The organism is Streptomyces sp. NPDC058008 (genome assembly GCF_042886395.1).
Lineage (GTDB): Bacteria > Actinomycetota > Actinomycetes > Streptomycetales > Streptomycetaceae > Streptomyces.
In genome coordinates this window covers 197,921-222,909 of sequence record NZ_JBHVQX010000010.1, presented here as the reverse complement: position 1 = coordinate 222,909, position 24,989 = coordinate 197,921, and the positions used below count along the sequence as shown (strand labels likewise).

At 72.0% G+C, this 24,989-nt stretch carries 23 protein-coding genes; 15 read left to right on the top strand and 8 right to left on the bottom strand.

Annotated features, from left to right (window positions below):
- Positions 1-24 precede the first annotated feature (24 nt).
- The 6 genes from ACFVS9_RS13230 to ACFVS9_RS13205 all read left to right on the top strand — a co-directional run bounded on the left by ACFVS9_RS13230 (position 25) and on the right by ACFVS9_RS13205 (position 5,843).
- Positions 25-300, top strand: coding sequence for a hypothetical protein (locus tag ACFVS9_RS13230; RefSeq protein ID WP_383113400.1), 276 nt, complete (start codon positions 25-27; stop codon positions 298-300).
- Positions 301-341: 41 nt separating this feature from the next.
- Positions 342-539, top strand: coding sequence for a hypothetical protein (locus tag ACFVS9_RS13225; protein WP_383113399.1), 198 nt, complete (start codon positions 342-344; stop codon positions 537-539).
- 214 nt (positions 540-753) lie between these two features.
- Positions 754-1,047 carry a Sec-independent protein translocase subunit TatA gene (tatA, locus tag ACFVS9_RS13220; protein ID WP_383113398.1) on the top strand — a complete coding sequence of 98 codons (294 nt, stop codon included), beginning with the start codon at positions 754-756 and terminating at the stop codon, positions 1,045-1,047.
- Positions 1,048-1,096: 49 nt separating this feature from the next.
- Positions 1,097-2,056: a twin-arginine translocase subunit TatC gene (tatC, locus tag ACFVS9_RS13215; RefSeq protein WP_383113397.1), complete on the top strand. Its 960-nt coding sequence runs from the start codon at positions 1,097-1,099 to the stop codon at positions 2,054-2,056.
- Positions 2,057-2,074: 18 nt separating this feature from the next.
- Positions 2,075-2,965, top strand: coding sequence for a diacylglycerol kinase (locus ACFVS9_RS13210; RefSeq protein WP_389931832.1), 891 nt, complete (start codon positions 2,075-2,077; stop codon positions 2,963-2,965).
- Between the two features lie 49 nt (positions 2,966-3,014).
- Positions 3,015-5,843 carry a DEAD/DEAH box helicase gene (locus tag ACFVS9_RS13205; protein ID WP_383113395.1) on the top strand — a complete coding sequence of 943 codons (2,829 nt, stop codon included), beginning with the start codon at positions 3,015-3,017 and terminating at the stop codon, positions 5,841-5,843.
- Between the two features lie 313 nt (positions 5,844-6,156).
- Here the strand turns inward: ACFVS9_RS13205 and ACFVS9_RS13200 are convergent, their stop codons facing one another.
- From ACFVS9_RS13200 to ACFVS9_RS13190, 3 genes are all read right to left on the bottom strand, one after another.
- The gene (locus tag ACFVS9_RS13200; RefSeq protein WP_383113394.1) at positions 6,157-6,630 is read right to left on the bottom strand and encodes an SPW repeat protein; all 474 of its coding nucleotides are present in this window, start codon (positions 6,628-6,630) and stop codon (positions 6,157-6,159) included.
- 246 nt (positions 6,631-6,876) lie between these two features.
- Positions 6,877-7,521 carry a fasciclin domain-containing protein gene (locus ACFVS9_RS13195; protein WP_383113393.1) on the bottom strand — a complete coding sequence of 215 codons (645 nt, stop codon included), beginning with the start codon at positions 7,519-7,521 and terminating at the stop codon, positions 6,877-6,879.
- 71 nt (positions 7,522-7,592) lie between these two features.
- Positions 7,593-9,131: a molybdopterin-dependent oxidoreductase gene (locus ACFVS9_RS13190; RefSeq protein ID WP_389931844.1), complete on the bottom strand. Its 1,539-nt coding sequence runs from the start codon at positions 9,129-9,131 to the stop codon at positions 7,593-7,595.
- A gap of 251 nt (positions 9,132-9,382) precedes the next feature.
- Here ACFVS9_RS13190 and ACFVS9_RS13185 point away from each other — a divergent pair, with 251 nt between their 5' ends.
- From ACFVS9_RS13185 to ACFVS9_RS13165, 5 genes are read left to right on the top strand one after another with little or no spacing between them, the layout of a single operon-like run.
- Positions 9,383-10,654, top strand: a complete 1,272-nt coding sequence (locus ACFVS9_RS13185) for an NAD(P)/FAD-dependent oxidoreductase (RefSeq protein WP_389931830.1) — start codon at positions 9,383-9,385, stop codon at positions 10,652-10,654.
- A complete protein-coding gene (locus ACFVS9_RS13180; RefSeq protein ID WP_383113391.1) occupies positions 10,651-11,376 on the top strand; it encodes a DUF1365 domain-containing protein in 726 nt (241 codons plus the stop codon). The genes ACFVS9_RS13185 and ACFVS9_RS13180 overlap by 4 nt, the downstream gene beginning before the upstream one ends.
- The gene (locus tag ACFVS9_RS13175) at positions 11,373-12,698 is read left to right on the top strand and encodes a class I SAM-dependent methyltransferase (RefSeq protein WP_389931829.1); all 1,326 of its coding nucleotides are present in this window, start codon (positions 11,373-11,375) and stop codon (positions 12,696-12,698) included. The genes ACFVS9_RS13180 and ACFVS9_RS13175 overlap by 4 nt, the downstream gene beginning before the upstream one ends.
- Positions 12,695-14,089 (top strand): class I SAM-dependent methyltransferase, encoded by a 1,395-nt coding sequence (locus ACFVS9_RS13170; protein ID WP_389931827.1) that lies wholly within the window; start codon positions 12,695-12,697, stop codon positions 14,087-14,089. Before ACFVS9_RS13175 ends, ACFVS9_RS13170 begins: the two co-directional genes overlap by 4 nt.
- Positions 14,086-14,898, top strand: a complete 813-nt coding sequence (locus ACFVS9_RS13165) for a DUF1295 domain-containing protein (RefSeq protein WP_389931826.1) — start codon at positions 14,086-14,088, stop codon at positions 14,896-14,898. Before ACFVS9_RS13170 ends, ACFVS9_RS13165 begins: the two co-directional genes overlap by 4 nt.
- 54 nt (positions 14,899-14,952) lie before the next feature.
- Here the strand turns inward: ACFVS9_RS13165 and ACFVS9_RS13160 are convergent, their stop codons facing one another.
- From ACFVS9_RS13160 to ACFVS9_RS13145, 4 genes are all read right to left on the bottom strand, one after another.
- Entirely contained in the window at positions 14,953-15,708 is a 756-nt protein-coding gene (locus ACFVS9_RS13160) for an anti-sigma factor domain-containing protein (RefSeq protein WP_389931824.1), read from the bottom strand.
- Positions 15,705-16,289 carry a sigma-70 family RNA polymerase sigma factor gene (locus ACFVS9_RS13155; protein ID WP_389931823.1) on the bottom strand — a complete coding sequence of 195 codons (585 nt, stop codon included), beginning with the start codon at positions 16,287-16,289 and terminating at the stop codon, positions 15,705-15,707. Before ACFVS9_RS13155 ends, ACFVS9_RS13160 begins: the two co-directional genes overlap by 4 nt.
- 262 nt (positions 16,290-16,551) lie before the next feature.
- Entirely contained in the window at positions 16,552-17,394 is an 843-nt protein-coding gene (locus ACFVS9_RS13150) for a siderophore-interacting protein (protein ID WP_383113385.1), read from the bottom strand.
- 65 nt (positions 17,395-17,459) lie between these two features.
- Positions 17,460-18,368: a 5'-3' exonuclease H3TH domain-containing protein gene (locus ACFVS9_RS13145; RefSeq protein WP_383113419.1), complete on the bottom strand. Its 909-nt coding sequence runs from the start codon at positions 18,366-18,368 to the stop codon at positions 17,460-17,462.
- A gap of 264 nt (positions 18,369-18,632) precedes the next feature.
- Here ACFVS9_RS13145 and ACFVS9_RS13140 point away from each other — a divergent pair, with 264 nt between their 5' ends.
- The 4 genes from ACFVS9_RS13140 (at position 18,633) to ACFVS9_RS13125 (ending at position 23,833) form a co-directional block, all read left to right on the top strand.
- A complete protein-coding gene (locus tag ACFVS9_RS13140; protein ID WP_383113384.1) occupies positions 18,633-19,742 on the top strand; it encodes a glycine betaine/L-proline ABC transporter ATP-binding protein in 1,110 nt (369 codons plus the stop codon).
- Positions 19,735-22,365 carry an ABC transporter permease/substrate binding protein gene (locus tag ACFVS9_RS13135; RefSeq protein WP_389931821.1) on the top strand — a complete coding sequence of 877 codons (2,631 nt, stop codon included), beginning with the start codon at positions 19,735-19,737 and terminating at the stop codon, positions 22,363-22,365. Before ACFVS9_RS13140 ends, ACFVS9_RS13135 begins: the two co-directional genes overlap by 8 nt.
- A 204-nt stretch (positions 22,366-22,569) precedes the next feature.
- Complete coding sequence (locus ACFVS9_RS13130; RefSeq protein ID WP_389931820.1) at positions 22,570-23,115, top strand: helix-turn-helix domain-containing protein; 546 nt, start codon at positions 22,570-22,572, stop codon at positions 23,113-23,115.
- 13 nt (positions 23,116-23,128) lie between these two features.
- Positions 23,129-23,833, top strand: a complete 705-nt coding sequence (locus ACFVS9_RS13125; RefSeq protein ID WP_389931818.1) for a helical backbone metal receptor — start codon at positions 23,129-23,131, stop codon at positions 23,831-23,833.
- On the opposite strand, the gene ACFVS9_RS13120 is transcribed toward ACFVS9_RS13125, so the two are convergent.
- Positions 23,772-24,926: a TDT family transporter gene (locus tag ACFVS9_RS13120; RefSeq protein ID WP_389931817.1), complete on the bottom strand. Its 1,155-nt coding sequence runs from the start codon at positions 24,924-24,926 to the stop codon at positions 23,772-23,774. The two genes, ACFVS9_RS13125 and ACFVS9_RS13120, sit on opposite strands and share 62 nt — an antisense overlap.
- Positions 24,927-24,989: the final 63 nt, after the last annotated feature.

Sequence of the window (24,989 nt, the reverse complement as noted above, 5' to 3'; positions counted from 1 at the left end):
GTGCACCGAGGAGGCGGAGGCCCCATGAGGGCGGTACCGAGCACACACACCGGACCGGTCACGGTCCCGGTGCCCGACACGGTGCGCTTCCGTGCCGCCTGCCCGGACTGCCGTGAGCGGTTCGAGCTCGCGGCGGGGGCGCTGCGGCTGGCGATAGGGGCCAGCCGCCGTACGACCTTCTACACCTTCACCTGCCCCGCGTGCGGTTCCGCGGTCCGCAAGCCGGCCGGGGAGCGCATCGTCGAGCTCCTCAGCGGGGGCGGGGTGCGGACGCTGCGCCTGCACACCGCCCTGCGGTGACGTCAACCGTCGCGGTAACGAGAAACGTCGAGGATCCGCCCATGTTCTGGCCCATGCTCGCCATCGCCCTGGGATTCGCCGGCCTGGCCGTGCTCGGTGTGCTGGCCGTCAAGGTCTTCGTCGAGGCCCGGCGGCTGGCCCGACAGGTCGCCGCGACCACGCAGCGGATCAACCGAGCGGCACAGGATCTCGAAAGAGCGGCCACCACCCTCGCCGAGACCGGGGAAGCCCTGCGTTAGTACGGCGCGGCCTCCAGATTCACCGGTCAGGGGGGTACGCTGCTGGAGCGGCCCAGGCAGGGAGGTGTGGGTCGCGAACAGGAGTACGCACGGCCATTGCCTGGCGTTTACCCCTGCGGGTTACGATCGCTGCCAGCGCGAAGGTCGGACAGCTGTCCGGTCGAACGGGTAGCGAGCCCACCCTCCAGACGCCTCAGTGAGAAGGAAGTCGCACATGATCGGCAATCTGAAGCCCCTCGAGATCGTTCTGATCATCGCTGTCGTCCTGCTGCTCTTCGGTGCCAAGAAGCTTCCCGACATGGCGCGTTCGCTCGGCAAGTCGGCCCGCATCCTCAAGAGCGAGGCCAAGGCCATGAAGAAGGACGACGCGGAGCCCGCGGCGCCCACCACGGAGACCGTCGCGGACACGGCGCCGCCCGCGGCCACCGCGCGCACCATCCAGGCCGCCCCGGGAGACGTCACCAGCTCCCGCCCGGTCAGCGAGGCCAAGCCCACCACCCAGAGCTGACAGCTGATCCGCACCACAGGACACTGCCGCACGAGACGAGGGAAGTGGGTTGCTCAAGTCTGCCCGCAAGCAGGAGAAGGACGACGAGGGGCGGATGCCCCTCCTCGATCACCTGCGTGAGCTGCGCAACCGGCTGCTGAAGTCGGTCCTGGCGATCATCGTCGCCGTGATCGTGGCGGCGTTCTTCCAGAAGGAGATCTTCGAGTTCCTGATGAAGCCGATCCTGGATTCGGTCGGCTGCAGGAACGGCGCCGTGACCATGGTCAACGGCCGCCCCTGCGCGGAGATGACCACCAACGGCCTGCTGTCGCCGTTCACCATCGCGCTGAAGGTGTCCCTGATGGCCGGCGTGCTGGTGGCCACCCCGGTGTGGCTGTACCAGCTGTGGGGCTTCGTCGCCCCCGGTCTCCACAAGCAGGAGAAGCGCTACTCGGTCGCCTTCGTCGCGGCCGGGGTGCCGCTGTTCGTCGCCGGCGCCTACCTGGCGTACACGATCCTGCCGGAGACCGCGGAGATCATGCTCGGGTTCACACCCGACAACGTGAAGAACCTGCTGCCGCTGGACGACTTCCTGGACCTGATCACCCGCATGGTGATCGTCTTCGGGCTCGCCTTCGAGCTGCCTCTGCTGCTCATCCTCCTCAACATGACCGGGGTCCTCTCCGGCGCCCGCATGCTGCGCTGGTGGCGCGGCATGATCGTGGGTCTGACCGCCTTCGCCGCCATCGCGACCCCCGGCGGCGAGCCCATCTCGATGCTGCTGCTCGCGGGTCCGCTCGCGGTGCTCTACTTCATCGCGGTCGGCATCTCGCTCCTCAACGACAAGCGCAGGCGGCGGGCGAACCCCGACGCCGACCTCGACGACGACGAGGCGTCGAAGCTGGACCTGACCCCCGAGCGGGTCGCCGCCGTCGAACCGGTCTCCCGGCCGGCCCTGCCCGAGCAGGCGAGCGGTGAGGCGGACGACGGGGGACCGCGGCGGCTCAACGGTTACGACGACATCACCTGACGTTGTAAGGTCCCGCGGGTGACCAGCGAGATCACCCTCTTCGTCAATCCCACCGCCGGAGGCGGCCGGGGCGCGCGTGCCGCGCAGCCGGCCGCCTCCGCTCTGCGTGAGGCCGGCTTCTCCGTGCGGACCGTTCTCGGCGAGGACGCCGACGACGCCCTGCGGCGGGCCCGCGAGGCGGTGGCGGGCGGGACCGGTGCGCTCGTGGCGGTGGGCGGGGACGGCATGATGTCCCTCGCCCTCCAGGCCGTCGCGGGCACCTCGACGCCGCTGGGTGCCGTGGCCGTGGGCACCGGCAACGACTTCGCCCGCGCCCTCGGGCTGCCGGTCCGCGACCCGGCCGCCGCCGGACGGCTGGCGGCCGAGGCGCTCAAGGCCGGCACGGCCCGCCCGGTCGACCTGGGCCGGGTCGGGGAGCGCTGGTTCGGCTCGGTGCTGGCCTCCGGCTTCGACTCGCGGGTCAACGACCGCGGGAACCGGATGCGCCTGCCCGGCGGGCGCTTCAAGTACGACCTGGCGATCCTCGCGGAGCTGGCCGCCTTCCGGCCGATCCCGTACCGCGTCCGGCTGGACGGCGGCCCGGTGACCGAGATCGAGGCGACGCTCATCGCGGTGGGCAACGGGACGACGTACGGCGGCGGGATGCGGATCTGCGCCGACGCCGTCATGGACGACGGGCTCTTCGACGTGACCGTGGTCGGTGACTGCAGCCGGGCCACCCTGCTCAGGGTCTTCCCCAAGGTGTACCGGGGCACGCACCTCACGCACCCGAAGGTCACCGTCCACCGGGTGTCCTCGATAGAGCTGGCCGCGGCGGGTGTCACGGCGTACGCGGACGGCGAGCCGCTGGGCGCGCTGCCGCTCAGCGCCACCTGCGTACCCGGGGCGGTCCGGGTCCTCGCACCCTGAAACAAAGATCGGGCTGACTGTCGTACCTGGCGGGTAGGCTCGTACCAAGATGACAGAGGACCTCTCACCAGCTGAGCGATACCAGGCGTCCCGGGTCCGGGCGGCCGAGCAGGCCACAGCCCTCGGGCCCTTCCGCGAGATGTACGAATTCGGACTGGACCCGTTCCAGATCGAGGCCTGCCAGGCCCTGGAGGCCGGCAAGGGCGTGCTGGTCGCGGCGCCCACCGGGTCGGGCAAGACGATCGTCGGTGAATTCGCCGTTCACCTGGCTCTGCTCCAGGGCCGCAAGTGCTTCTACACCACCCCCATCAAGGCGCTGTCCAACCAGAAGTTCACCGATCTCGTCCGGCGCTACGGCGCGGACAAGGTCGGCCTGCTGACGGGTGACAACAGCGTCAACGCGGACGCGCCCGTCGTCGTGATGACGACCGAGGTCCTGCGCAACATGCTGTACGCGGGCTCCCAGGCCCTCACGGGTCTCGGGTACGTGGTCATGGACGAGGTGCACTACCTCTCGGACCGCTTCCGGGGCGCCGTCTGGGAGGAAGTGATCATCCACCTGCCGGAGTCGGTGACCCTGGTGTCCCTGTCGGCGACGGTGTCGAACGCCGAGGAGTTCGGCGACTGGCTGGACACCGTCCGGGGCGACACCCAGGTGATCGTCTCCGAGCACCGGCCCGTGCCGCTGTGGCAGCACGTGATGGCCGGACGCCGGATGTACGACCTCTTCGAGGAGGAGTCCGACCACGGCGGCCGGGGCACCGGCCGGCGCGAGGTCAGCCCGGATCTCGTCCGGCTCGCCCGGATGGAGAACCAGCGCGGCTACAACCCGCGCGAGCGGCGGCGCGGGAAGATGGTGCGCGAGGCGGACCGGGAGCGCGAGCGGCGCCAGCGCAGCCGGATCTGGACCCCGTCCAGGCCCGAGGTCATCGACCGGCTGGACGCCGAGGGCCTCCTGCCCGCCATCACGTTCATCTTCAGCCGGGCCGGCTGCCAGGCCGCCGTCCAGCAGTGCCTCCAGGCCGGGCTGCGGCTGAACGACGAGGACAAGCGCCGGCTGGTGCGGGAGATCGTCGAGGAGCGGACGGCGTCCATTCCCCCCGAGGACCTGCACGTCCTCGGGTACTACGAGTGGATCGAGGGCCTGGAGCGGGGCATCGCCGCGCACCACGCCGGGATGCTGCCGACCTTCAAGGAGGTCGTGGAGGAACTCTTCGTCCGCGGCCTGGTCAAGGCGGTCTTCGCCACCGAGACACTGGCACTCGGCATCAACATGCCCGCGCGCTCGGTGGTGCTGGAGAAGCTCGTCAAGTGGAACGGCGAGCAGCACGCCGACATCACGCCCGGCGAGTACACCCAGCTCACCGGGCGGGCCGGGCGCCGGGGCATCGACGTCGAGGGGCACGCGGTCGTCCTGTGGCAGCGGGGCATGGACCCCGGGGCCCTCGCCGGACTCGCGGGCACGCGCACCTACCCGCTGCGCTCCAGCTTCCGGCCCTCGTACAACATGGCCGTCAACCTCGTGCAGCAGTTCGGGCGGCACCGCTCGCGCGAGCTGCTCGAGACCTCCTTCGCGCAGTTCCAGGCGGACCGGTCGGTCGTCGGTATCTCCCGGCAGGTCCAGCGCAACGAGGAGGGCCTCGCGGGCTACAAGGAGGGCATGACCTGCCACCTCGGGGACTTCGAGGAGTACGCGCGGCTGCGCCGCGACCTCAAGGACCGCGAGACGGAACTCGCCAAGCAGGGGGCGGCCCAGCGCCGCGCGGCGGCGGCCTCGTCGCTGGAGAAGCTGAAGCCCGGTGACGTCATCCACGTGCCGACCGGCAAGTTCGCCGGGCTCGCGCTGGTGCTCGATCCGGGGCTGCCCGCCGGGCGGACCAACGGCCACCGGGGGATGGAGTACCACGACGGACCGCGCCCCCTGGTGCTGACCGCCGAGCGGCAGGTCAAGCGGCTCGCCCACATCGACTTCCCGGTGCCGGTCGAGGCGTTGGAGCGGATGCGGGTACCCAAGTCGTTCAACCCGCGCTCACCGCAGTCCCGGCGTGACCTGGCCTCCGCGCTGCGGAGCAAGGCGGGGCACATCGACCCGGGGCGCCACCGCAAGCAGCGGGCCGCCGCGGCCGACGACCGGGAGATCGCCCGGCTGCGCACCGAGCTGCGCGCCCACCCCTGCCACGGGTGCGACGAGCGCGAGGACCACGCGCGCTGGGCGGAGCGCTACCACCGGTTGCAGCGTGACACGCGGCAGCTGGAGAACCGCATCGAGGGCCGGACGAACACCATCGCCCGGACCTTCGACCGCATCGTCGCGCTCCTGACGGAGCTCGACTACCTGCGGGGCAACGAGGTCACCGACAACGGCCGGCGGCTGGCGCGGCTCTACGGAGAGCTCGACCTGCTCGCCAGCGAATGCCTGCGCGACGGTGTCTGGGAGGGGCTCAACCCCGCCGAACTGGCCGCGTGCGTCTCCGCGCTGGTCTACGAGGCGCGCCAGGCGGACGACGCGGTCGCACCCAAGCTGCCCTCCGGACCGGCGAAGACCGCGATGGGTGAGATGGTCCGCATCTGGGGCCGCCTCGACGCCCTGGAGGAGGACTTCAAGATCAGCCAGACGGAGGGGGTCGGCCAGCGCGAACCCGATCTCGGCTTCGCCTGGGCCGTCTACATGTGGGCCTCCGGGCGGACGCTGGACGAGGTCCTGCGCGAGGCGGAGATGCCGGCCGGTGACTTCGTGCGCTGGTGCAAGCAGGTCATCGACGTGCTGGGCCAGATCGCGGCCGCCGCGCCCCGGGACGGGAGCTCCGTCGCGAAGAACGCGCACAAGGCCGTCGACGCGGTGCTGCGGGGAGTGGTGGCGTACAGCTCCGTGGGGTGAACGTACGGCGTGTGGCGGGCGGGCTCGCGGGGTGCGGGGCCGTCGCGGGGTGGGGGTGCTCGGCGGTCCGGGCCCGGTTCGAGGTGGGCGTGCTCGGCGGTCCGGCCGGAGTCGTCCGGGGGAGTGCTGCGGCGCGGAGGCCCCGAGCTCTTCCGGGGGTGCCCGTACGGGCGGGGGCCTGAAGCTTTCCGTTGGGCGGTGCGGACGGGCCTGACGCTTTCCGTTGGGCAGTGCGGCGCCCGAGCCTTCCGGCAGCGGGCGGAGAAGTGGCCACGGGCGGGCGTGCCTGTGGCCACTTCGGTGCGGTCCTGCGTCAGGTCCTGACCCTCTTCCTGTTCCTCATCGAAAGTCCCGCGCACGCCGCCCCCAGCACGATCGCCAGACCACCGACGATGACCTGGTTGAGGATGACGCCCATATCGGGGCTCGTACCGACGACCCAGGTCGACGCGATGAGCCAGGCGCCCAGCGCGACGATGGCCATGCTCATCCCGGTCATCCGCTCCGGCATGGCCGTGAAGCAGAGCGCCAGCACGGCTATCGCGATGCCGATGACGAGGTTGTGCGTCACCAGGGAGGGCTGGTTCGCCGTGAAGTGGAGCACCCACGGCGAGACGGCGCAGTACAGGCCGACCAGGAACACCGGGGCGTCCGCCAGGGCCGTGGTGCGGCGACCGCTCATCACGCGGTCGTGGCGCGCTCGCATTTCCTCGGCGTCGGGGTGTCCGGAGATGTCCCTTGCGGTATGACCGGAAACGTCCCTTCCGGTGTGCGAGATGTTACTCATGAGGATGTTCTCCTTCGCACTTGCTGGAGCGACCGCGTCAGACGATGCGGTCATCAGCTCTCGACACAAGTGTGCTCTTACATGTCCCTTATGTGTAGTTTTTCTGGTGGTCAATTCCTGCGGATCCGTCGAGGCGGGCGCCGACGGCACGAGCCCCGCGGTCCGCGCCGCTCCGGAAGGGGAATCGGAGGGCGTGGACCGCGGGGCTCGGGCCCGTCCCCGTCCGCGTACGGACGGGATGTCGGATCAGCTCGCCGGCATCAGGACGGTGTCGACGATGTAGACGGTCGCGTTGGCGGTGGGGACGTTGCCGCAGACGACCTTGGAGGAGTCGTTCACCGTGTAGGACTCGCCCGACCCGGCCGTCGTCAGCGGGGTCTTCGCGAGGGTCTCGAAGGAACCCTTCTCCAGCTGCTTCGGCGTCAGCTTCTCGCCGACCACGTGCGCGGTGAGCACCTTGGTGAGCTCGGCCTTGTTCGCGAGCAGCTTGTCCAGGTCGGCCTTCGGGATCTTGGCGAAGGCGTCGTTGGTGGGGGCGAACACCGTGATGTTCTGGGCGCTGTTCAGGGTGTCCACGAGGCCGGCCTGCTTGACGGCGGTGACCAGGGTGGACAGCGCCGGGTTGTTCGACGCGGCCGTGGCGACCGGGTCCTTCGCCATGCCGTCGAAGGAGCCCGCGCCGTCCTTCGGCACGGTGGCACAGGCCGGGCCGAACGGCCCGTCCATCGGCATGGTCTCCTTGGCCGGCGCGCTCGACGCGGCCTTGTCCGCACCGGAACCGGAACCGGAGTCGGAGGTGCCGGAGTCGCTGGAGCAGGCACTCAGGGCCAGCGGCAGCATGACGGCGGCGGAGGCGGTGACGGCGAGGCGGCGGAGGTGACGGGTGTTCATGGTGAGCTCCTGGACGAATCGTTGATCAACGGAATGAGAGGAAGGAAAGAAAGCTGAGGGTGAGCCGGGGGTCAGGTCACGTCGACCACCACCGAGTGCCATCCGGTCGCCCCGTCGGGCACGGTGCCGACCCGCTTGCCGGTCTGTGTGGCGCCGGTGCCGTCCGTCGCGCGGACCTCGAGGGTGTGGTTGCCGGAGGTGGCCGGCCACTCCCAGACCCACTGGCGCCAGGTGTCACGGCCGGCCTCCGCGGCCAGTCGCGCGGTGTGCCACTCGCCTCCGTCGACCCGGACCTCGACCCGGGAGATGCCCCGGTGCTGGGCCCACGCGACGCCGGCGACCGGCACCTTCCCCGCCCGTGGGGAGGCGAAGGGGCGGGGTGTGTCGATGCGTGACTCGGTCTTGATCGGAGCCTCGCGGGACCAGTCCCGCTTGACCCAGTAGGCGTCGTACGCGTCGAACGTGGTGAGCTCGATGTCCTGGATCCACTTGCACGCCGAGACGTAGCCGTACAGGCCGGGGACCACCATCCGGACGGGGAAGCCGTGGTCGAACGGCAGCGGTTCGCCGTTCATCCCGACCGCGAGCAGGGCGTCGCGGCCGTCCATGACCTCCTCGACGGGGCTGCCGATCGTCATCCCGTCCACGGACCTCGCCACGATCTGGTCCGCGGGCCCGCCCTTGGACGGGGGCTTCACACCGGCCTCCCTCAGCAGGCCGGCCAGGGGCACGCCGATCCAGCGGGCGTTCCCCACGTACGGGCCGCCCACCTCGTTGGACACACAGGTCAGCGTGATGTCCCGCTCGATCAGCCGCCGCCCCAGGAGGTCCTGGAAGCTGAGGGTGACGGGTCGCGCCACCCCCTTGCCGTGGATCCGCAGCCGCCACCGGTCGGCGTCGACACGCGGGACCACCAGGGCGGTGTCCACCCGGTAGAAGTCCTTGTTCGGGGTGACGAAGGGGCCCAGGCCCCGGATCCCGAGATCCGCGCCGGCCGGGACCGCGGGGGCGGCCGACGCCGGCGCCGGGAGCACGATGTCACCGCGCGACGCCGAGACCCCGGCCAGCTGGGACGCCTGGAGCTGTCGCCCCAGGAGCCCCGCGCCGGCCGAGGCCGCCGCCGCCGCGGTCGCCGCGATGACGAATCCGCGGCGGTCGAAGGCGCCCTGTGCCCCGTCGTCGCCCGTCTCCCCAGCCGCGGGAGGCGGGACGGTCGACGGGGCCAGCCGTCCGGCCAGGAGATACAGCACTCCCGCGGCCACCAGCGCGCCCACGGCCGAGGGCAGTGCGTCGGCCGCGCGGCCCTCCGGCCGCCCGGCCGCCGACACCGCCCCGACCACACCGAAGACCAGTACGGCCGCTGCGCCTCCCCACCGGTGCCGCAGCGCGAGCACCCCCACCGCCATGGCGAAGACCGCCAGGAGGAAGAGGATCCCGAGCTGCAGCACCAGCTTGTCGTCGGTGCCGAAGTTCCGTACGGCGAAGTCCTTCACGGCCGGGGGAGTGCGGTCGATGACCGCCCCGCCCACGGCCGCGACCGGACCCGCCTCGGGGCGGACGGCGGCGGCGACCAGTTCGGCGACGCACAGGGCGGTGAACCCGGCGATCAGACCGCTGAGCGCGGCGAACGCGGCGCGCGCCCAGCGGGATCGCCGGGACCCGGAGGCCCCCGGCGGCTGCGAAACGTGTCGGTCTGTTCTCACAGCAGGGGTTCGGTGCGGATCGCCCGGCGGATTGGTCGTTCACCCGATCGGAGGAAGTCCGATCATCGGCCAATCCGTGGCGCCCGCTGTCTCGAATGACCTCTGAGGGGCACTGGGGAACGGCCCCGGCCAGACACGCAGCACCGGAGGGAACCCGAATGGCACGGGAGCGGCGGCGCACAGCCGTAGTGGGCAGCGGGGTGGCGGGACTCACCGCCGCGTACGTCCTGGGGAAGGCGCACGACGTGACGCTCATCGAGGCGGACGAGCGCGTCGGCGGACACGCCCACACCCATGAACTGACCTCGTCGGACGGCAGGTCGCACCGCGTCGACTCGGGGTTCATCGTCCACAACCGGCGGACCTACCCCCACCTCCTCCGGCTCTTCGGCGAACTGGGCGTGGCCACGCAGGAGTCGGAGATGAGCATGTCCGTGCGCTGCGAGGGGTGCGGACTCGAGTACGCGGGCGCCCGGGGCGCCGCCGGGCTGTTCGCCCGGCCCCGGTCCCTGCTCCGGGGCCCCTACCTGCGGATGCTGACCGAGGTGCCGCGATTCCACCGGGCGGCCAGGGCGCTGCTCGCCATGCCCGAGGGCACCGGCGTCATGACCCTGGGCGAGTTCGCGGCGCGCGGGCGGTTCTCCCCGTACTTCCGCGCGCACTTCCTGACCCCCATGGTCTCCGCGGTCTGGTCCTGCGACCCGGTCACCGCGATGCGCTACCCGGCCCGCTACCTCTTCCGCTTCCTGGAACACCACGGGATGCTCTCGATCGGCGACTCGCCGGTCTGGCGGACCGTCACCGGCGGATCGCGCGCGTACGTCGACCGCATCACCGAGCGGGTGCACTCCGTACGGACCGCGGCCCCCGTCACGGCGGTGCGCCGGCACGGCGACGGCGTCGAGATCGTCACCGGGGACGGCGCCGCGCGGGAGTACGACGCCGTGGTCCTCGCCACCCACCCCGACCAGGCCCTCAGGCTGCTCGCCGACCCCACCGAGGAGGAGCGGCGGACCCTGGGCGCGTTCCGCTACTCGCACAACCCCACCCTGCTGCACACCGACACCACGCTGCTGCCGCGCAGCCGGGGGGCCGCCGCCTCCTGGAACTACCTGATGCCGTCCTGCGCCGCCGACGCCGACCGGGTCACCGTCAGCTACGACATGAACCGCCTCCAGCGCCTGGACGCGCCCGAGCGGTTCGTCGTCACGCTGAACGGCGCCGACCGGGTCGACCCGGACCTCGTACGGGCCCGCATGGTCTACGAGCACCCCGTGTTCACCACGGAGTCCGTCGCCGCCCAGTCCCGGCTGCCCGCGCTCTCGGGGCCGGTCACCGCCTACGCGGGGGCCTACCACGGCTGGGGGTTCCACGAGGACGGCTGCCGTTCGGGGGTCGAGGCGGCCGCCGCGCTGGGGGTGACGTGGTGACCAGCGCCCTCTACCCGTGCACCATCACCCATGTACGCACCGCGCCCCGCAGGTACGCCCTGCGGCACCGCACCTACCTGTGGTTCATCGACCCGGACCGCCCGCCGCGCCTGCCGGCCCTCCTGCGCCCGCTGGCCGGATTCGACGCCCGTGACCACTTCGGCGGTACGGCGCCCACCGTGCGGGCCGGGCTCGAACGCTTCCTGAGCACGCGGGGGGTGGACCTCGCCGACGGCACCGTCACGATGCTCACCCAGGCCCGCGTCCTGGGCCACGTCTTCAACCCGCTGACCGTGTACTGGTGCCACCGCTCCGACGGCAGCCCGCTGTGCGTCGTCGCCGAGGTGCACAACACCTACGGGGAGCGGCACTGCTACCTGCTGCGCCCGGACGCCCGGGGCCGGGCGGTCACCGGCAAGGACTTCTACGTGTCGCCGTTCTTCCCGGTGGACGGCGACTACCGCATGCGGCTGCCCGAGCCGGACCGGCGGCTGAGCCTGACGGTCCACCTGGAACGCGAGGACGCGCGCCCGTTCACTGCGACCGTGCGCGGCGCCCGTCGCCCCGGTACGCCCGCCCAGCTGCTCCGGCTGTTCCTCCGCCACCCCTTCTCCACCGCGGTGGTGTCCGCCGCCATCCGGCTGCACGGCATCCGGCTGTTCCTGCGCCGGCTCCCCGTGCAGTCCCGTCCCCGTCATCACACCCAGGAAGGCATGCAGTGAAGGTGCCCACCTCTCCCGCTTCCGACATCCCGCCCGTGGCCCCCGCCCGCGGCGGCACCATTCCCGCCCAGGCACGCGCCGTCACCACCCCCCTCGCGGGAGTGGACCCGGAGCGGTGGCCCGACGTCGCCGCGCAGCCACGGGCCTCCGCCGTCCGGACCGCGGTGGCCGAACGGCTCGTGCGACGCGCGCTCTCCAGGCTGCCGCTGCGGGTCCGGACCGCCGGCCGCGACAGCATCGGACTGGGCGGACCGCTCATGGAGATCCGCAGGCCGGACGCGTTCTTCCGGCGGATCGGCGCGAGCGGGCTCATCGGCTTCGGCGAGTCGTACATGGCCGGCGAATGGGACTCGCCCGATCTCGTCGGCGTCCTGACCGTCCTCGCCGGGAACGCCGCCGGCCTCGTGCCCGCACCGTTGCAGCGGCTGCGGAAGGCGTGGGCGCTGCGGCAGCCCGACGCGCAGACCAACACGCCCGAGGGCGCCCGCGACAACATCAGCCACCACTACGACCTCTCGAACGACCTCTTCGCCCTCTTCCTCGACGACACGATGACGTACTCCTCCGCCGTCTTCCGGGGCTTCCCGGCCGAGCAGGACCTGCTGCCCGCCGCCCAGCACCGCAAGATCGACCTGCTGCTCGACCTGGCCGGGGTCGGTCCCGGCACCGAGCTGCTGGAGATCGGCACCGGCTGGGGCGAACTCGCCCTCCGAGCCGCCGCGCGGGGCGCCCGGGTCACCACCCTCACCCTCTCCCGGGAACAGCGCGAGCTGGCCAGGGGCCGGATCCGGGAGGCCGGCCACGAGGACCGGGTCGACGTGCGGCTCTGCGACTACCGGGACGTCACCGGGGAGTACGACGCGATCGTCAGCGTCGAGATGATCGAGGCCGTCGGCGCGGAGTTCTGGCCGGTGTACTTCCGGACGCTGGAGCGCTGCCTGGCGCCCGGCGGCCGGATCGCGCTCCAGGCCATCACGATGCCCGACGACCGGATGCTGGCCAGCCGCAGCACGTACACCTGGATCCAGAAGTACATCTTCCCCGGCGGACTGCTTCCCTCCACCGAGGCCGTCGAGCGGGTCACCACGGCCCACACCGGCCTGCGCACGAGGGAACGCGCCACCTTCGGCACGCACTACGCCGAGACGCTGCGGCTGTGGCGGGACCGCTTCGAGGAGCGGGCCGCCGAGGTCGACGCGCTCGGCTTCGACGCGACCTTCCGCCGTATGTGGACCTTCTACCTCGCCTACTCCGAGGCCGGATTCCGGTCCGGTTATCTCGATGTGCAGCAGATTCTCCTGACCCGTGAGGACAGCGCGTGAACACCTTTACCGACACCCAGGGAACCGGAGCGGCCCAGCGGATCGCGCCGGTCATCGAGACGTTCCTCGGCGGTCCGCCGCCGGTCAGGATCAGGATGTGGGACGGCAGCGAGACCGGCCCCGAGGACGCTCCCACCGTGCACGTCCGCTCCCGGCGGGCGTTGCGCCGGCTGCTGTGGCAGCCGGGCGAACTCGGCCTCGCCGAGGCCTACATCACCGGTGACATCGACATCGCGGAGAACCTGGCGGAGGGGCTGCGCGCCATGCGCCGCGCGTCGCGGGAGAACGGACTGGAGCTGCCCCGCCCCGGCCTCGGCGACCGCCTCCGGGCGGCCGGTACCGCACTGCGGCTGGGTGCGGTCGGCCCGCGGCCCCCGGTTCCCGCCGCCCGCGCCGGACTCAGCGGCGCACTCCACAGCAAGGCCCGCGACCGGGCGGCCATCAGCCACCACTACGACCTGTCCAACGCCTTCTACTCCCTGCTGCTCGACGAGACCATGGCCTACTCGTGCGGCTACTGGACCGGCGCCGGCCCCGGCTACGGACCGGCCGACGCCCAGCGCGACAAGCTGGAGCTGGTCTGCCGCAAGCTCGGACTGACCCCGGGAGCCCGCCTGCTGGACATCGGCTGCGGCTGGGGGTCCCTGACCCTGCACGCCGCGGCCCGGCACGGGGTCCGCGTCACCGCCGTCACCCTCGCCGCCGAGCAGGCCTCCTACGTACGCGGCGAGGTCACGGCGCGCGGCCTGGAGGACCTCGTCGAGGTGCACCGCTGCGACTACCGCGACGTCGCCGCCCTGCCCGGTTTCCGGGGCGGGTACGACGCCGTGTCCACCATCGAGATGGGGGAGCACGTCGGCGACGCCGAGTACCCGGCCTTCACCGCGCTGCTCCACTCGGTGCTCCGCCCACGGGGGCGCGCCCTGGTCCAGCAGATGTCCCGGGGCACGACCGCCCCGGGCGGCGGTGCGTTCATCGAGTCGTACATCGCGCCCGACATGCACATGCGCCCGGTCGGCGAGACCGTCGGTCTGCTGGAGGGCGCGGGATTCGAGGTGCGTGACGTCGAGTCGATGCGCGAGCACTACGTCCTGACCGTCGAGGCGTGGCACCGCACCCTGGAGGAGCGCTGGCCCGACTTCGTGGGTCTGGTGGGTGAGGAGACGGCCCGGGTGTGGCGCCTCTACCTGGTGGGCGGCGCCCTCGCGTTCGAGGAGCGGCGCATGGGCGTCGACCAGATCCTCTCGGTGCGGCCCGACGCGGAGGGCTCGGCCGGCCTGCCCGCCACCCGCCACGGCTGGTACGAGGGGCTCGGCACGGCTGCCGTGCCGGGCGGCGTGGCACCGGGCGAACCGGCCGTCGCGGGGCCCCGCCCCGGGGCCGGACGGTGAACGGTTTCGCCTGGGCGGCGTTCGCCACGAACCTGGCGGCGGCGGCGGGCGCCGCCCTCGCCGTCATGCTCGTGACCTTCCTGACGGCACTGCGCCGGGGCCTGCACCGGATCGTGGACGTGGCGTGGGGCCTCGGCTTCGCGGCCGTGGCCCTCGTCTCGTACGCCATGTCGGCGGGCGAGGGCGATCCCGCGCGCCGGGTCCTGGTGAGCGTGCTCACCGTGGTCTGGGGTGTGCGGCTGGCCGTGCACATCGGCCGGCGGGGCCGTGGCCACGGGGAGGATCCGCGCTACGAGGCCATGCTGGCCAAGGCACCGGGCCACCCCGCCCTGTACGCCCTGCGGAAGGTGTACCTCCTCCAGGGCGCGCTGGTCTGGCTCATCTCCCTGCCGGTGCAGGCCGGGTTCTACCTGCCGGGACCGCCGGACGGGTGGGCCTGGGCCGGTGCGTCGGTGTGGGCCGTGGGGCTCGCCTTCGAGGCGGTGGGCGACGCGCAGCTGGCCCGGTTCAAGCGCGACCCCGCCAACAAGGGCCGGATCATGGACCGGGGGCTGTGGTCCTGGACCCGGCACCCGAACTACTTCGGGGACTTCTGCGTCTGGTGGGGGCTCTTCCTCGTCGTCTGCGCGGACCCCGTGGTGGCGGCCGCCACCGTCGTCTCGCCCGTCGTGATGAGCCTGCTGCTGACCATGGGCAGCGGCAAGGCCCTGCTGGAGCGGCACATGGCAGGACGGCCCGGCTACGCCGAGTACGCCGCCCGCACCAGCGGCTTCCTCCCGCTGCCGCCGGGCACGCCCCGCCGCCGCTGACGCAGCGGTGCCCCCGGCCGGTGTTCCGGCCGGGGGCACCGCCGTGCGCAGCGCTCAGGCCTTCCCGAACGCCACCAGTGCCACCGGGTCCGAGGTCGGCCGGTCGGACCCGCCCGCCGGCTCGACGGTGATGCCCATGCCCGACGCCTGGTCCACGGGACCGTCCAGCAGGACCGCGTCGTCCGTCGTGGACGGGTTCATCAGCCCGGCCGAGCGCATGGTGCCCCCGTCGTCGAACCACAGCTGGTACACCTTGCCGCCGGGCGGCCTCGCCATGTCCGACGTGAGGAGCACCGCCCGGTTCACGCTCTGCGACACCACCACCGTGCCCCGGGCCCCGCCCCCGAGATCCGCGGCCCTGGTCGTGGCGTCCCGGGCCGTGAGCACCCGCGCCACCTGCTCGTTGTGCTGCTGGGCCCGGTCGGTCTCCTGCCGGGCGTCCTGGGCGACCTGGTTCTGCCACACGGCGACCCCGCCGAACGCGGCGGCGGCGGCCACGCAGGCGGCGAGCGCGTACGTCGACCAGCGGCCGGCCCGTCCGGGGGAGGCCCCGGACCGTGTGCTCCGGCCATGGGGCGGCGGCTCCTGCCGCACCGTCGTGATCTCCCGCAGCACCCGGGCCCGCAGCGCGGGCGGCGGGGTGGCGGAGACGGCGAGCCCGAGCCGGGCGGCCGTGGCCGACAGCTCCCGTACTTCCTGGGCACACGCCTCGCACGCCCCCAGATGCCGTTCGAAGGCGAGGCGTTCGTCCTCCGGCAGCGCGTGCAGGGCGTAGGCCCCGGTCAGCGTGTGCAGTTCGGCCGTGCTCATGTGCTCACCCCCAGGCAGTCGCGCAGCCGGATCAGCCCGTCGCGCAGCCGTGTCTTGATGGTTCCCAGCGGCACGGACAGCAGCTCGCCGACCTCGCGATACGTCAGTCCGCGGTAGTACGCCAGCGTCACCGACTCGCGCTGGATCTCGGAGAGGGTCCGCAGACAGCGCCGGACCTGTTCCCGCTCCAGCCGGCTCTCGACCTGTTCCGACACCTCGTCGAAGTCAGGAGTGCGGTCGAGCAGCGCGGCCTTGTGCTCCCGTGCCGCCGTCGCCTCGGCCGACCGGACCCGGTCCACCGCGCGGTGGTGGGCGAGCGTCAGCACCCAGTTCATGGCGCTGCCGCGGGACGGCTGGTAGCGGGGGGCGGTGCGCCACACCTCGACCAGGACCTCCTGGGCCACCTCCTCGGACTGTGCCGGGTCGCGGAGCACGCTGCGAACCAGGCCGAGGACCGGCCCGCTGACCTGGTCGTACACCTGGGTGAAGGCGTCCTGGTCACCACGGGCGACCTGGACGAGCAACTCCTGAAGGCCGGGGCCCGGCGAGGGGACCCCACTGATGTGTACGGCTTCTCTCACGCGGATGATCCTCCCGGAGCACGCATCGGTTTCCTGACTGATTCGGAGCCGGTGGTCCGGTGGATTGGTCGAACACCCTAGGGATTCGCCGGCCGGCCCGCATTCTTGTACGCGGGCCCCGCCGACGCGAAACGCGTCCGCCCGGACGCCGGTGCGGACAGCGCGGGACCCGGCCACCCCAGGGGGTGACCGGGTCCCGTCGAAGCCGGCGCCTTCCGTCCGGCCGGGAGCACGCGGCCCCGGCCGGTCCGGACGGCAGGCCCTACGCGGCGCTCTCCTGCTCGCGCTCCACCTGCTCGTTCCACTCGCGCTTGACCGCGCGCCACGCGTCGTCGTTCTGGCCGAGGCGCCAGTAGCCCGAGATCGACAGCTGCCGGAGCGGGATGCCGCGCTCCAGCCGCAGGTGGCGCCGGATCTCCTTCACGAAGCCGGCCTCGCCGTGGACGAAGGCCTGGACCTCGCCCTCGGGGAACTCCAGTCCGGTGACCGCCGCGACGAGGGCCTCGCCGACCGGGCGGTCGCCGCGGTGCAGCCAGGTCACCGAGACGCCGTCCGGTGCCACGAGCTTCTGCTCCTCCGAGGCGTCCGGCACCTCCACGAACGCGTGCACCAGGGCGCCCTGCGGCATGTGCTCCAGCGACGCGGCGATGGCCGGCAGCGCGCTCTCGTCGCCCACCAGCAGGTGCCAGCCGGCCGAGGACTCCGGCACGTAACCGCCGCCCGGGCCCAGGAAGGTCACCTGGTCGCCCGGCCGCGCCCGCGCGGCCCACGGCCCGGCCAGGCCCTCGTCGCCGTGCACCACGAAGTCGATCGCGAGCTCACGCGCGCCCGGGTCCCAGGAACGCACCGTGTACGTGCGGGTGGTGGGCCAGAGCTCGCGCGGGTACTCCTCGCGGATCGCCGCCATGTCGAAGGGCTGGCTGTAGTCGGCGCCCTCGGGGGCGAAGCACAGCTTGACGTAGTGGTCGGTGTATCCCTCCAGGGCGAAGCCGTCCAGGCCGTCGCCACCGAGGACCACGCGCACCATGTGCGGCGTGATCTGCTCGGTGCGCAGGACCTGCGCCCCCTGCGCCTTGGGTGTCCGGCGTTGCGGCCGCTCTGCCACGAGGTTCTCCCTGTTCTGGGCACATCTGCCGATCTGCGTACTTAGGCTTACCTAAGCTAGCATCTTCACGCCCGCAGTGTCAGGAGCAGGCGCTGGAGGGCGTTCCCCAGGCCCCACCGCGCCGCGAGGGCCTCCAGCGCGGCCGGGTCGCGCGGTTCGCGGGGGAGCGCGGGGTCGAACGCGGGCAGCGGTACGTCGCCGGCGACACGGACGACCTTCGGGGCCACCGCCACGTAGTCCCGGGCCCCGTCCAGGCGCTTGCGCTGCGACGGGGTCAGCCGGGACGCCGGGTCGTCCACCGCGGCCATGATCCCGGCCAGGTCGCCGAAGGCGTCCAGCAGCTTCGCCGCCGTCTTCTCGCCGATGCCGGGCACCCCCGGCAGACCGTCGCTGGGGTCGCCGCGCAGCAGGGCCAGGTCGACGTATCCGGCGCCGTCCACGCCGTACTTCCCGCGCAGCCACTCCTCGTCCGTCACCTGGAGCGTTCCCACACCCTTCAGCGGGTAGAGCACGCGCACCCGGCGGGCGTCGTCGACCAGCTGGTACAGGTCGCGGTCGCCGGTCACGATGTCCACCGGCCCGTCGGCGCGCCCGGCCAGGGTGCCGATCACGTCGTCCGCCTCGTACGGGGCGACGCCCACCCGGGCGATGCCGAGCGCGTCCAGCACGGCCTCGATCACCGGGACCTGCGGGGAGAGGGTGTCGGGGACCTCCTCCTCGTCCGGGACGCCCCCGGGGGTCTCGACGGCGACCCGGTGGGCCTTGTAGGTCGGGATCAGATCGACCCGCCACTGGGGGCGCCAGTCGGCGTCCATGCAGGCCACGAGGTCGTCCGGCCGGTGGTCCTGCACCAGGCGGGCGATGAAGTCGAGCAGGCCGCGCACGGCGTTCACGGGGGTGCCGTCCGGTGCGCGCACCGAGTCCGGGACTCCGAAGTAGGCGCGGAAGTAGAGGGAGGCGGTGTCGAGGAGCATCAGGCGTCGCGTCACACCCCGATGATGCCGCACCCCGCCGACCGGGCCCGGTCCGTGGGGCTGCGGTTCCCGCATCCAGCGCCTTCCTGAGTGAGCTGGGTCACACAAGTGTTTGGGTCGCGTAAGCGGGGGCAGGCGCGGCATCGGAGCGGACCACGTCCATTTCTCGACCGGTGGTACGTGCTCTGCGGACCGAATCCGCACCGCTCCACGGTCTGCCGAAGGGGGTGGCAGACCGTTTTCGGTTCAACGCGTGAGGTGTATGTGTCAAGGCTGCAAGCTGAGCACTTGTACAAAGTGTTCGGCAGACGACCCGATCAAGCCGTGCAGAAGCTCGAAGGCGGTACGCACCGCGACGAGCTGCGCGCCGACGGAACGACCGCAGCGGTGATCGACGCCTCGTTCACCGTGGAACCGGGACAGATATTCGTCGTCATGGGACTCTCCGGATCCGGGAAGTCCACACTGCTGCGGATGCTCAACGGCCTGCTGGAGCCCACCGCCGGACGCGTGCTGTTCGACGGACAGGACCTGACGGCCCTGAGCCCCCGCGACCTGCGCAGTGTCCGTTCGACGAAGATCAGCATGGTCTTCCAGCACTTCGCGCTGTTCCCCCACAGGAGTGTGCTGGAGAACGCCGCGTACGGCCTGGAGGTCCAGGGCGTCCAGCGTGCCGTGCGCGAGGAGCGCGCCGCCCAGGCGCTGGAGCTGACCGGCCTCGCCGGCTGGGAGAAGTCCTGGCCCGACGAGCTGTCCGGCGGCATGCAGCAGCGTGTGGGCCTGGCCCGCGCGCTCGCCACCGACGCCGACCTGCTGCTGATGGACGAGTCCTTCAGCGCGCTCGACCCGCTGATCCGCCGCGACATGCAGGACCAGCTGCTCGAACTGCAGAAGCGGCTGAAGAAGACGATCGTCTTCATCACCCACGACCTCAACGAGGCCATGCGCCTCGGCGACCGCATCGCCGTGATGCGGGACGGCGAGATCGTCCAGCAGGGCACCGCCGAGGACATCCTCGTCCGGCCGGCCAACGACTACGTCGCGTCCTTCATCCAGGACGTCGACCGCTCCCGGGTGCTCACGGCGGGTTCGATCATGGAGGCGCCCGAGACGGGCCGCTCCGACGAGGACCTGATGGCCGACGCCCCGGCCACGGTGACCTCGGAGACCCCGATAGCCGAGCTCTTCACCCCCTGTTCCACCAGCGGTGCGGCCGTCGCCGTCACCGGTGAGGACGGCGGCGTCGTGGGCGTCGTCCCCCGTGCCCGGCTGCTCGCCGCGCTCGGCGAGGAACCCCAGGTGGAGCCGCAGGCCGGCACCCCCGCCCCGGCCCCGGCCGAGGCCGAGGCGAAGAAGGTGATCGCCGGTGCCTAGGCTCTCCTTCGGCGCGTGGGTCGAGGACGCGGTCGACTGGCTCCAGTCGAACCTGACCTGGATCTTCGACTTCATCAAGACCGTCCTCGGCGGCATGTACGACGGCGTCAACGCCGTGCTCGGCGGTGGCGAGCCGCTCCTGATGGCGGGCATCTTCGCCGTCGTCGCGTTCTGGCTGCGCGGCGTGATCCCCGCCGTGGCCACCTTCGCGGGCTTCGCGCTCATCGACTCCCTCGCCCTCTGGGACGAGGCGATGGCCACCCTCTCGCTGGTGGTCGTGGCCGCGGTGATCACGATCGTGATCGCGGTGCCCACCGGCATCTGGGCGGCGCGCAACAACCGTGTCAGCTCCGCGCTCCGCCCGGTGCTCGACGTCATGCAGACGATGCCCGCCTTCGTCTACCTGATCCCCGGCGTCATGTTCTTCGGCGTCGGTGTCACCCCCGGTGTGATCGCCACCATCGTCTTCGCGATGCCGCCCGGCGTCCGGATGACCGAGCTCGGCATCCGCCAGGTGGACAGCGAGCTGGTGGAGGCCGCCGAGGCCTTCGGCACCACGCCCAAGCACACCCTCACCCGGGTGCAGCTGCCGCTCGCCCTGCCGACGATCATGGCCGGGATCAACCAGGTCATCATGCTGGCCCTGTCGATGGTCGTCATCGGCGGCATGGCCGGCGCCGGCGGCCTCGGTGAGAAGGTCTACGCGGCGATCACCCAGCTCCAGGTCGGCCTCGCCGCCGAGAGCGGGATCGCCGTCGTCATCCTGGCCATGTACCTGGACCGGATGACCGGCGCGCTCAACGAGCGGGTCTCCCCGCTCGGCCGCCGCGCCGCGGCCAAGGTCGCCGCCGGTGCGCGGCGCCTGAAGTTCGCGCACTACAAGCCGGGAACCGCCGTCGCGATGACCGGTGTCGTCGTCCTCGCGCTGGTGGCGGGCGGCCTCAACATCGCCGGCTCCTCCGACTCGAAGGCCGCCCAGGCCGACGGCGGGAACGTCGGCAAGGGCCAGAAGATCAACATGGGGTACATCCCCTGGGACGAGGGCATCGCCTCCACGTACCTGTGGAAGGAGATCCTTGAGCAGCGCGGCTTCGAGACCGGGATCACCCAGCTCGACGCCGGTCCGCTCTACTCCGGCGTCGCCCGCGGCGACATCGACTTCCAGACGGACTCCTGGCTGCCGACCACGCACAAGGACTACTGGGACAAGTACAGCGACCAGCTGGACGACCTCGGCTCCTGGTACGGCCCCACCTCGCTGGAGCTGACGGTTCCCTCGTACGTGAAGGGCATCGACTCGCTCGAGGACCTCAAGGGCCAGGGCAAGAAGTTCAACGGCAAGATCATCGGCATCGAGGCCAGTGCCGGGATGATGGGCACCCTGAACAAGAAGGTGCTCAAGGAGTACGGCCTGGAGGGCGAGTACAAGGTCGTCTCCTCCAGCACCTCCTCGATGCTCGCCGAGCTGAACGCCTCCATCAAGAAGAAGGAGCCCGTCGTGGTGACCCTGTGGTCGCCGCACTGGGCCTACGGCAAGCACGACCTCAAGAAGCTCAAGGACCCCAAGGGCGCCTGGGGCACGGGTGAAGAGGTCCACACCGTCGCGCACAAGGGCTTCGCCGAGAAGTCGCCCGCGGTCGCCAAGTGGCTCAAGGACTTCAAGCTCACCGAGAAGCAGCTCACCAGCCTGGAGAACGAGATCCAGGACGCCGGCCAGGGCAAGGAGCAGGACGGTGTCCGCGCCTGGCTGAAGAAGAACCCCGGCCTCGTCGACAAGCTGGCCCCGGTGCCGGGCGGCGCGGGCGGCTCGCAGCAGGGCAAGGACGCGGGCAAGACCGTCAACATGGGGTACTTCCCGTGGGACGAGGCCATCGCCAGCACCTACCTCTGGCAGAACATGCTGGAGGACCGCGGGTACAAGACGACGGTCAAGCAGCTCGACCCGGGCCCGCTGTACACCGGTCTCGCCCAGGGCCAGCTCGACGTCCAGTTCGACTCCTGGCTGCCGACGACGCACAAGGACTACTGGGAGCGCTACAAGGACAACCTCACCGATCTCGGTTCCTGGTACGGGCCGACCTCGCTGGAGCTGTCGGTCCCCTCGTACGTGAAGGGCATCGACTCGCTCGAGGACCTCAAGGGCCAGGGCAAGAAGTTCAACGGCAAGATCATCGGCATCGAGTCGAGCGCCGGGATGATGGGCACCCTGAACAAGAAGGTGCTCAAGGAGTACGGCCTGGAGGGCGAGTACAAGGTCGTCTCCTCCAGCACCTCCTCGATGCTCGCCGAGCTGAACCGGTCGATCAAGAAGAAGGAGCCCGTCGTGGTGACCCTGTGGTCGCCGCACTGGGCCTACGGCAAGCACGACCTCAAGAAGCTCGAGGACCCGAAGGGTGCCTGGGGCGAGGGCGAGCAGATCCACACGGTCGCCAAGAAGGACTTCGCCGAGGACTTCCCGGAGCTGACCGGCTGGCTGAAGGACTTCAAGCTCAGCGAGGCGCAGCTGGCCTCGCTCGAGGTGGAGATCCAGAAGGGCGGCGCCGGCAAGGAGAAGGAGTCCGCCCGCCACTGGATGGACGCCAACCCGGACGTGGCGGAGAAGCTGACGCCCGTCGGCGGCTGATCGTCCGAGCAGTGCGCTGACGTACCCGTCATGGTGGAGGGGACGGCCCCGGTAGCGAACCGGGGCCGTCCCCTTCAGGCTGTTCGGTGGGAGCCCCCGGAGGTTCCCCCTCCCCCGCGTTCGGCCGCTTCCCCTCCGTCGCGCGGACGAGATGCGTAGGGTGCTGGCAACCGGGAGGATGGCGAACCGGGGAGGGAGCGGGACATGGACGACAAGGAAGCCCTTCGAGTGGGTGCCGCGGTCCGCCGACGCCGCAGGACCCTCGGACTGACCCTGGCCGCGGTGGCCGGGCGCAGCGGGCTGTCCGTACCCTTCCTCAGCCAGATCGAGAACGAACGGGCCAGACCGAGCCCGCGGTCCCTGGACCGGGTGGCGGAGGCGCTGGAGACCACGACCGAGCGGCTGCGGGCCGCGGCGGACTCGGCGCGCGCCGTGGACGTCGTACGGGCGGACGACGAGGACGGGGTGCGCCGGCTGGTGCGCGGACGGCACCAGCTCAGCGCGCTGGAGTTCATCGGCGAGCAGGACCTCGGGCGCGAGTTCCAGCACCGCAACGACGAGGTGATGTACGTCGTGGAGGGCGCCGTCGAGGTCGAGGCCGAGGGGCAGGCCCACCGGCTGGGCCGGGGCGACACGCTCTTCCTCTCCGGCGGGGTCCGGCACCGGTGGCGGACCACCGTCCCGGGTACCCGGCTGCTGGTCGTCTCCGTCGCCGAGCACATCGACGCGACGTACGACTCGCGCCGCTGACGGGGGAGTGCCGGTGCGCGTCGTCTCCCTCGTCCCGTCGCTCAGCGAGGCGGTCGCGGTCACCGCCCCCGGCCTGCTCGTCGGCGTCACCGACTACTGCACCCGCCCCGCCGGGACGACCGCCACCCGGATCGGCGGTACGAAGAACCCCCGCGTCGCCGACGTGGCCTCCCTGCGCCCGGACCTCGTCCTCGCGAACGAGGAGGAGAACCGCGCGGAGGACCTGGCCGCTCTGCGGGGCGCCGGGCTGAACGTCCTGGTCACCGAGGTGCGCACCCTGGACCAGGCCTTCGCCGAGCTGGAACGCGTCCTCGCCGCGTGCGGACAGGAGCCGCCGCGCTGGCTCGAGGACTCCCGGGCGGCCTGGGCGGCGCTGCCGCCCGCCCCCGTCCCGCGCCCGGCCGTCGTGCCCGTCTGGCGCAGGCCCTGGATGGTGCTGGGCCGCGACACCTTCGCCGGCGACCTGCTGGCCCGGCTCGGGGTGCGGAACGTGTACGCCGACCACCCCGAGCGCTACCCCCGCGTCCCCCTGGCCGAGCTGAACGCCTCCGGTGCCGAGCTGGTCGTGCTGCCCGACGAGCCGTACCGCTTCACGGCCACGGACGGGCCCGAGGCCTTCCCCGGACTGGAGGCCGTGCTTGTCGACGGGCGGCACCTCACGTGGTACGGGCCGTCGCTGGCCGAAGCGGCCGGGGCGCTGCGAGCAGCGTTCCGCTGAACAGTCCGGCGAGCGTCCGCGCGCCCGCGACGGCCCAGGCGGTCACCAGCAGCGCGTAGAGCGCCACCGCCAGCCAGGTGAACGCGTCCAGCCCCGTGTGCCGGGCCAGCCCGGCGGCGCCGGTGACGCACGTACCGACCGGGAAGGTGAACCCCCACCAGGTCATCGTGAAGCGCATGCCGCGCCGTGCCGCGCGGACCACCAGCGCGGCGGACAGGGCCAGCCACAGCAGGGCGAACCCCATCACCGGCACCCCGTACAGGACGGCGAACGCGCCGAAGGCCGAGGCGTACGGCGCCCCCACCGCGCCGGGCGCCGCGTCGGCGAGCTGGTTGACGGCGGTCGTGGACTGGCCCAGCGGCCCGAGCACCAGGAACAGCGTCGGGGTCAGTGCCAGCGGCAGGGGGCCCTCGTGAACCAGGCGGGCGAAGACCAGCGGCAGGACCACCAGGGTCGCCAGCAGGGACAGCCCGAACATCGCGTAACAGGCCAGCAGAAGCGCCTCGCGGCCCTGGCCCGGGGCCAGCTCCGGCACCAGCAGCGGGCCGACCGCGGCCGAGACCATCGGGGCGACCAGCGGCAGCAGCCAGACCGGCGACGCGGTGCCCGGGGCGGGCCGGTGGCGTACGACCATGAGGTACGGGATCACCACGGCCACGCCGAGCGCGGCCAGCGTGCCCGCCGTGAACAGCACCGTGTCCACGGCGACGGCGGCCCGGTGCCCGATGACATCCTGCCCGGCCACCATCGTGCCCGCGCCGACGGCGAGCAGGGCCATGGCCATGCACCCGTGGAACGGGGCGACGGCCGGGTCCAGGAGGTGGGCGCGGGCCTGGTCGCGGTGCAGGACCCAGTGCCCGGCCCGGGCCGTCAGCACGACGGCCAGCAGGACGGCGGACAGTGCCCAGACCACGACGCAGACCGCCCGCAGACCCGGTACGTGCACGGGCAGTGCCGCCCCCGCGGTGGCCACGATCGCCGTGCCCATGACCGTCGCGTACCAGTTGGGGCCGAGATGCCGCAGGGACGGCAACCGGAGGGCGGCGGGTGAGGGGAGGGCGGTCCGGGGCGCGGTCCGCAGAAAGATGGCCATGCCACGATTCTCGGCGGGCGTTCCGCGGCCCACCAGGGAGCACGGGGCTATGAGGTCATAGGC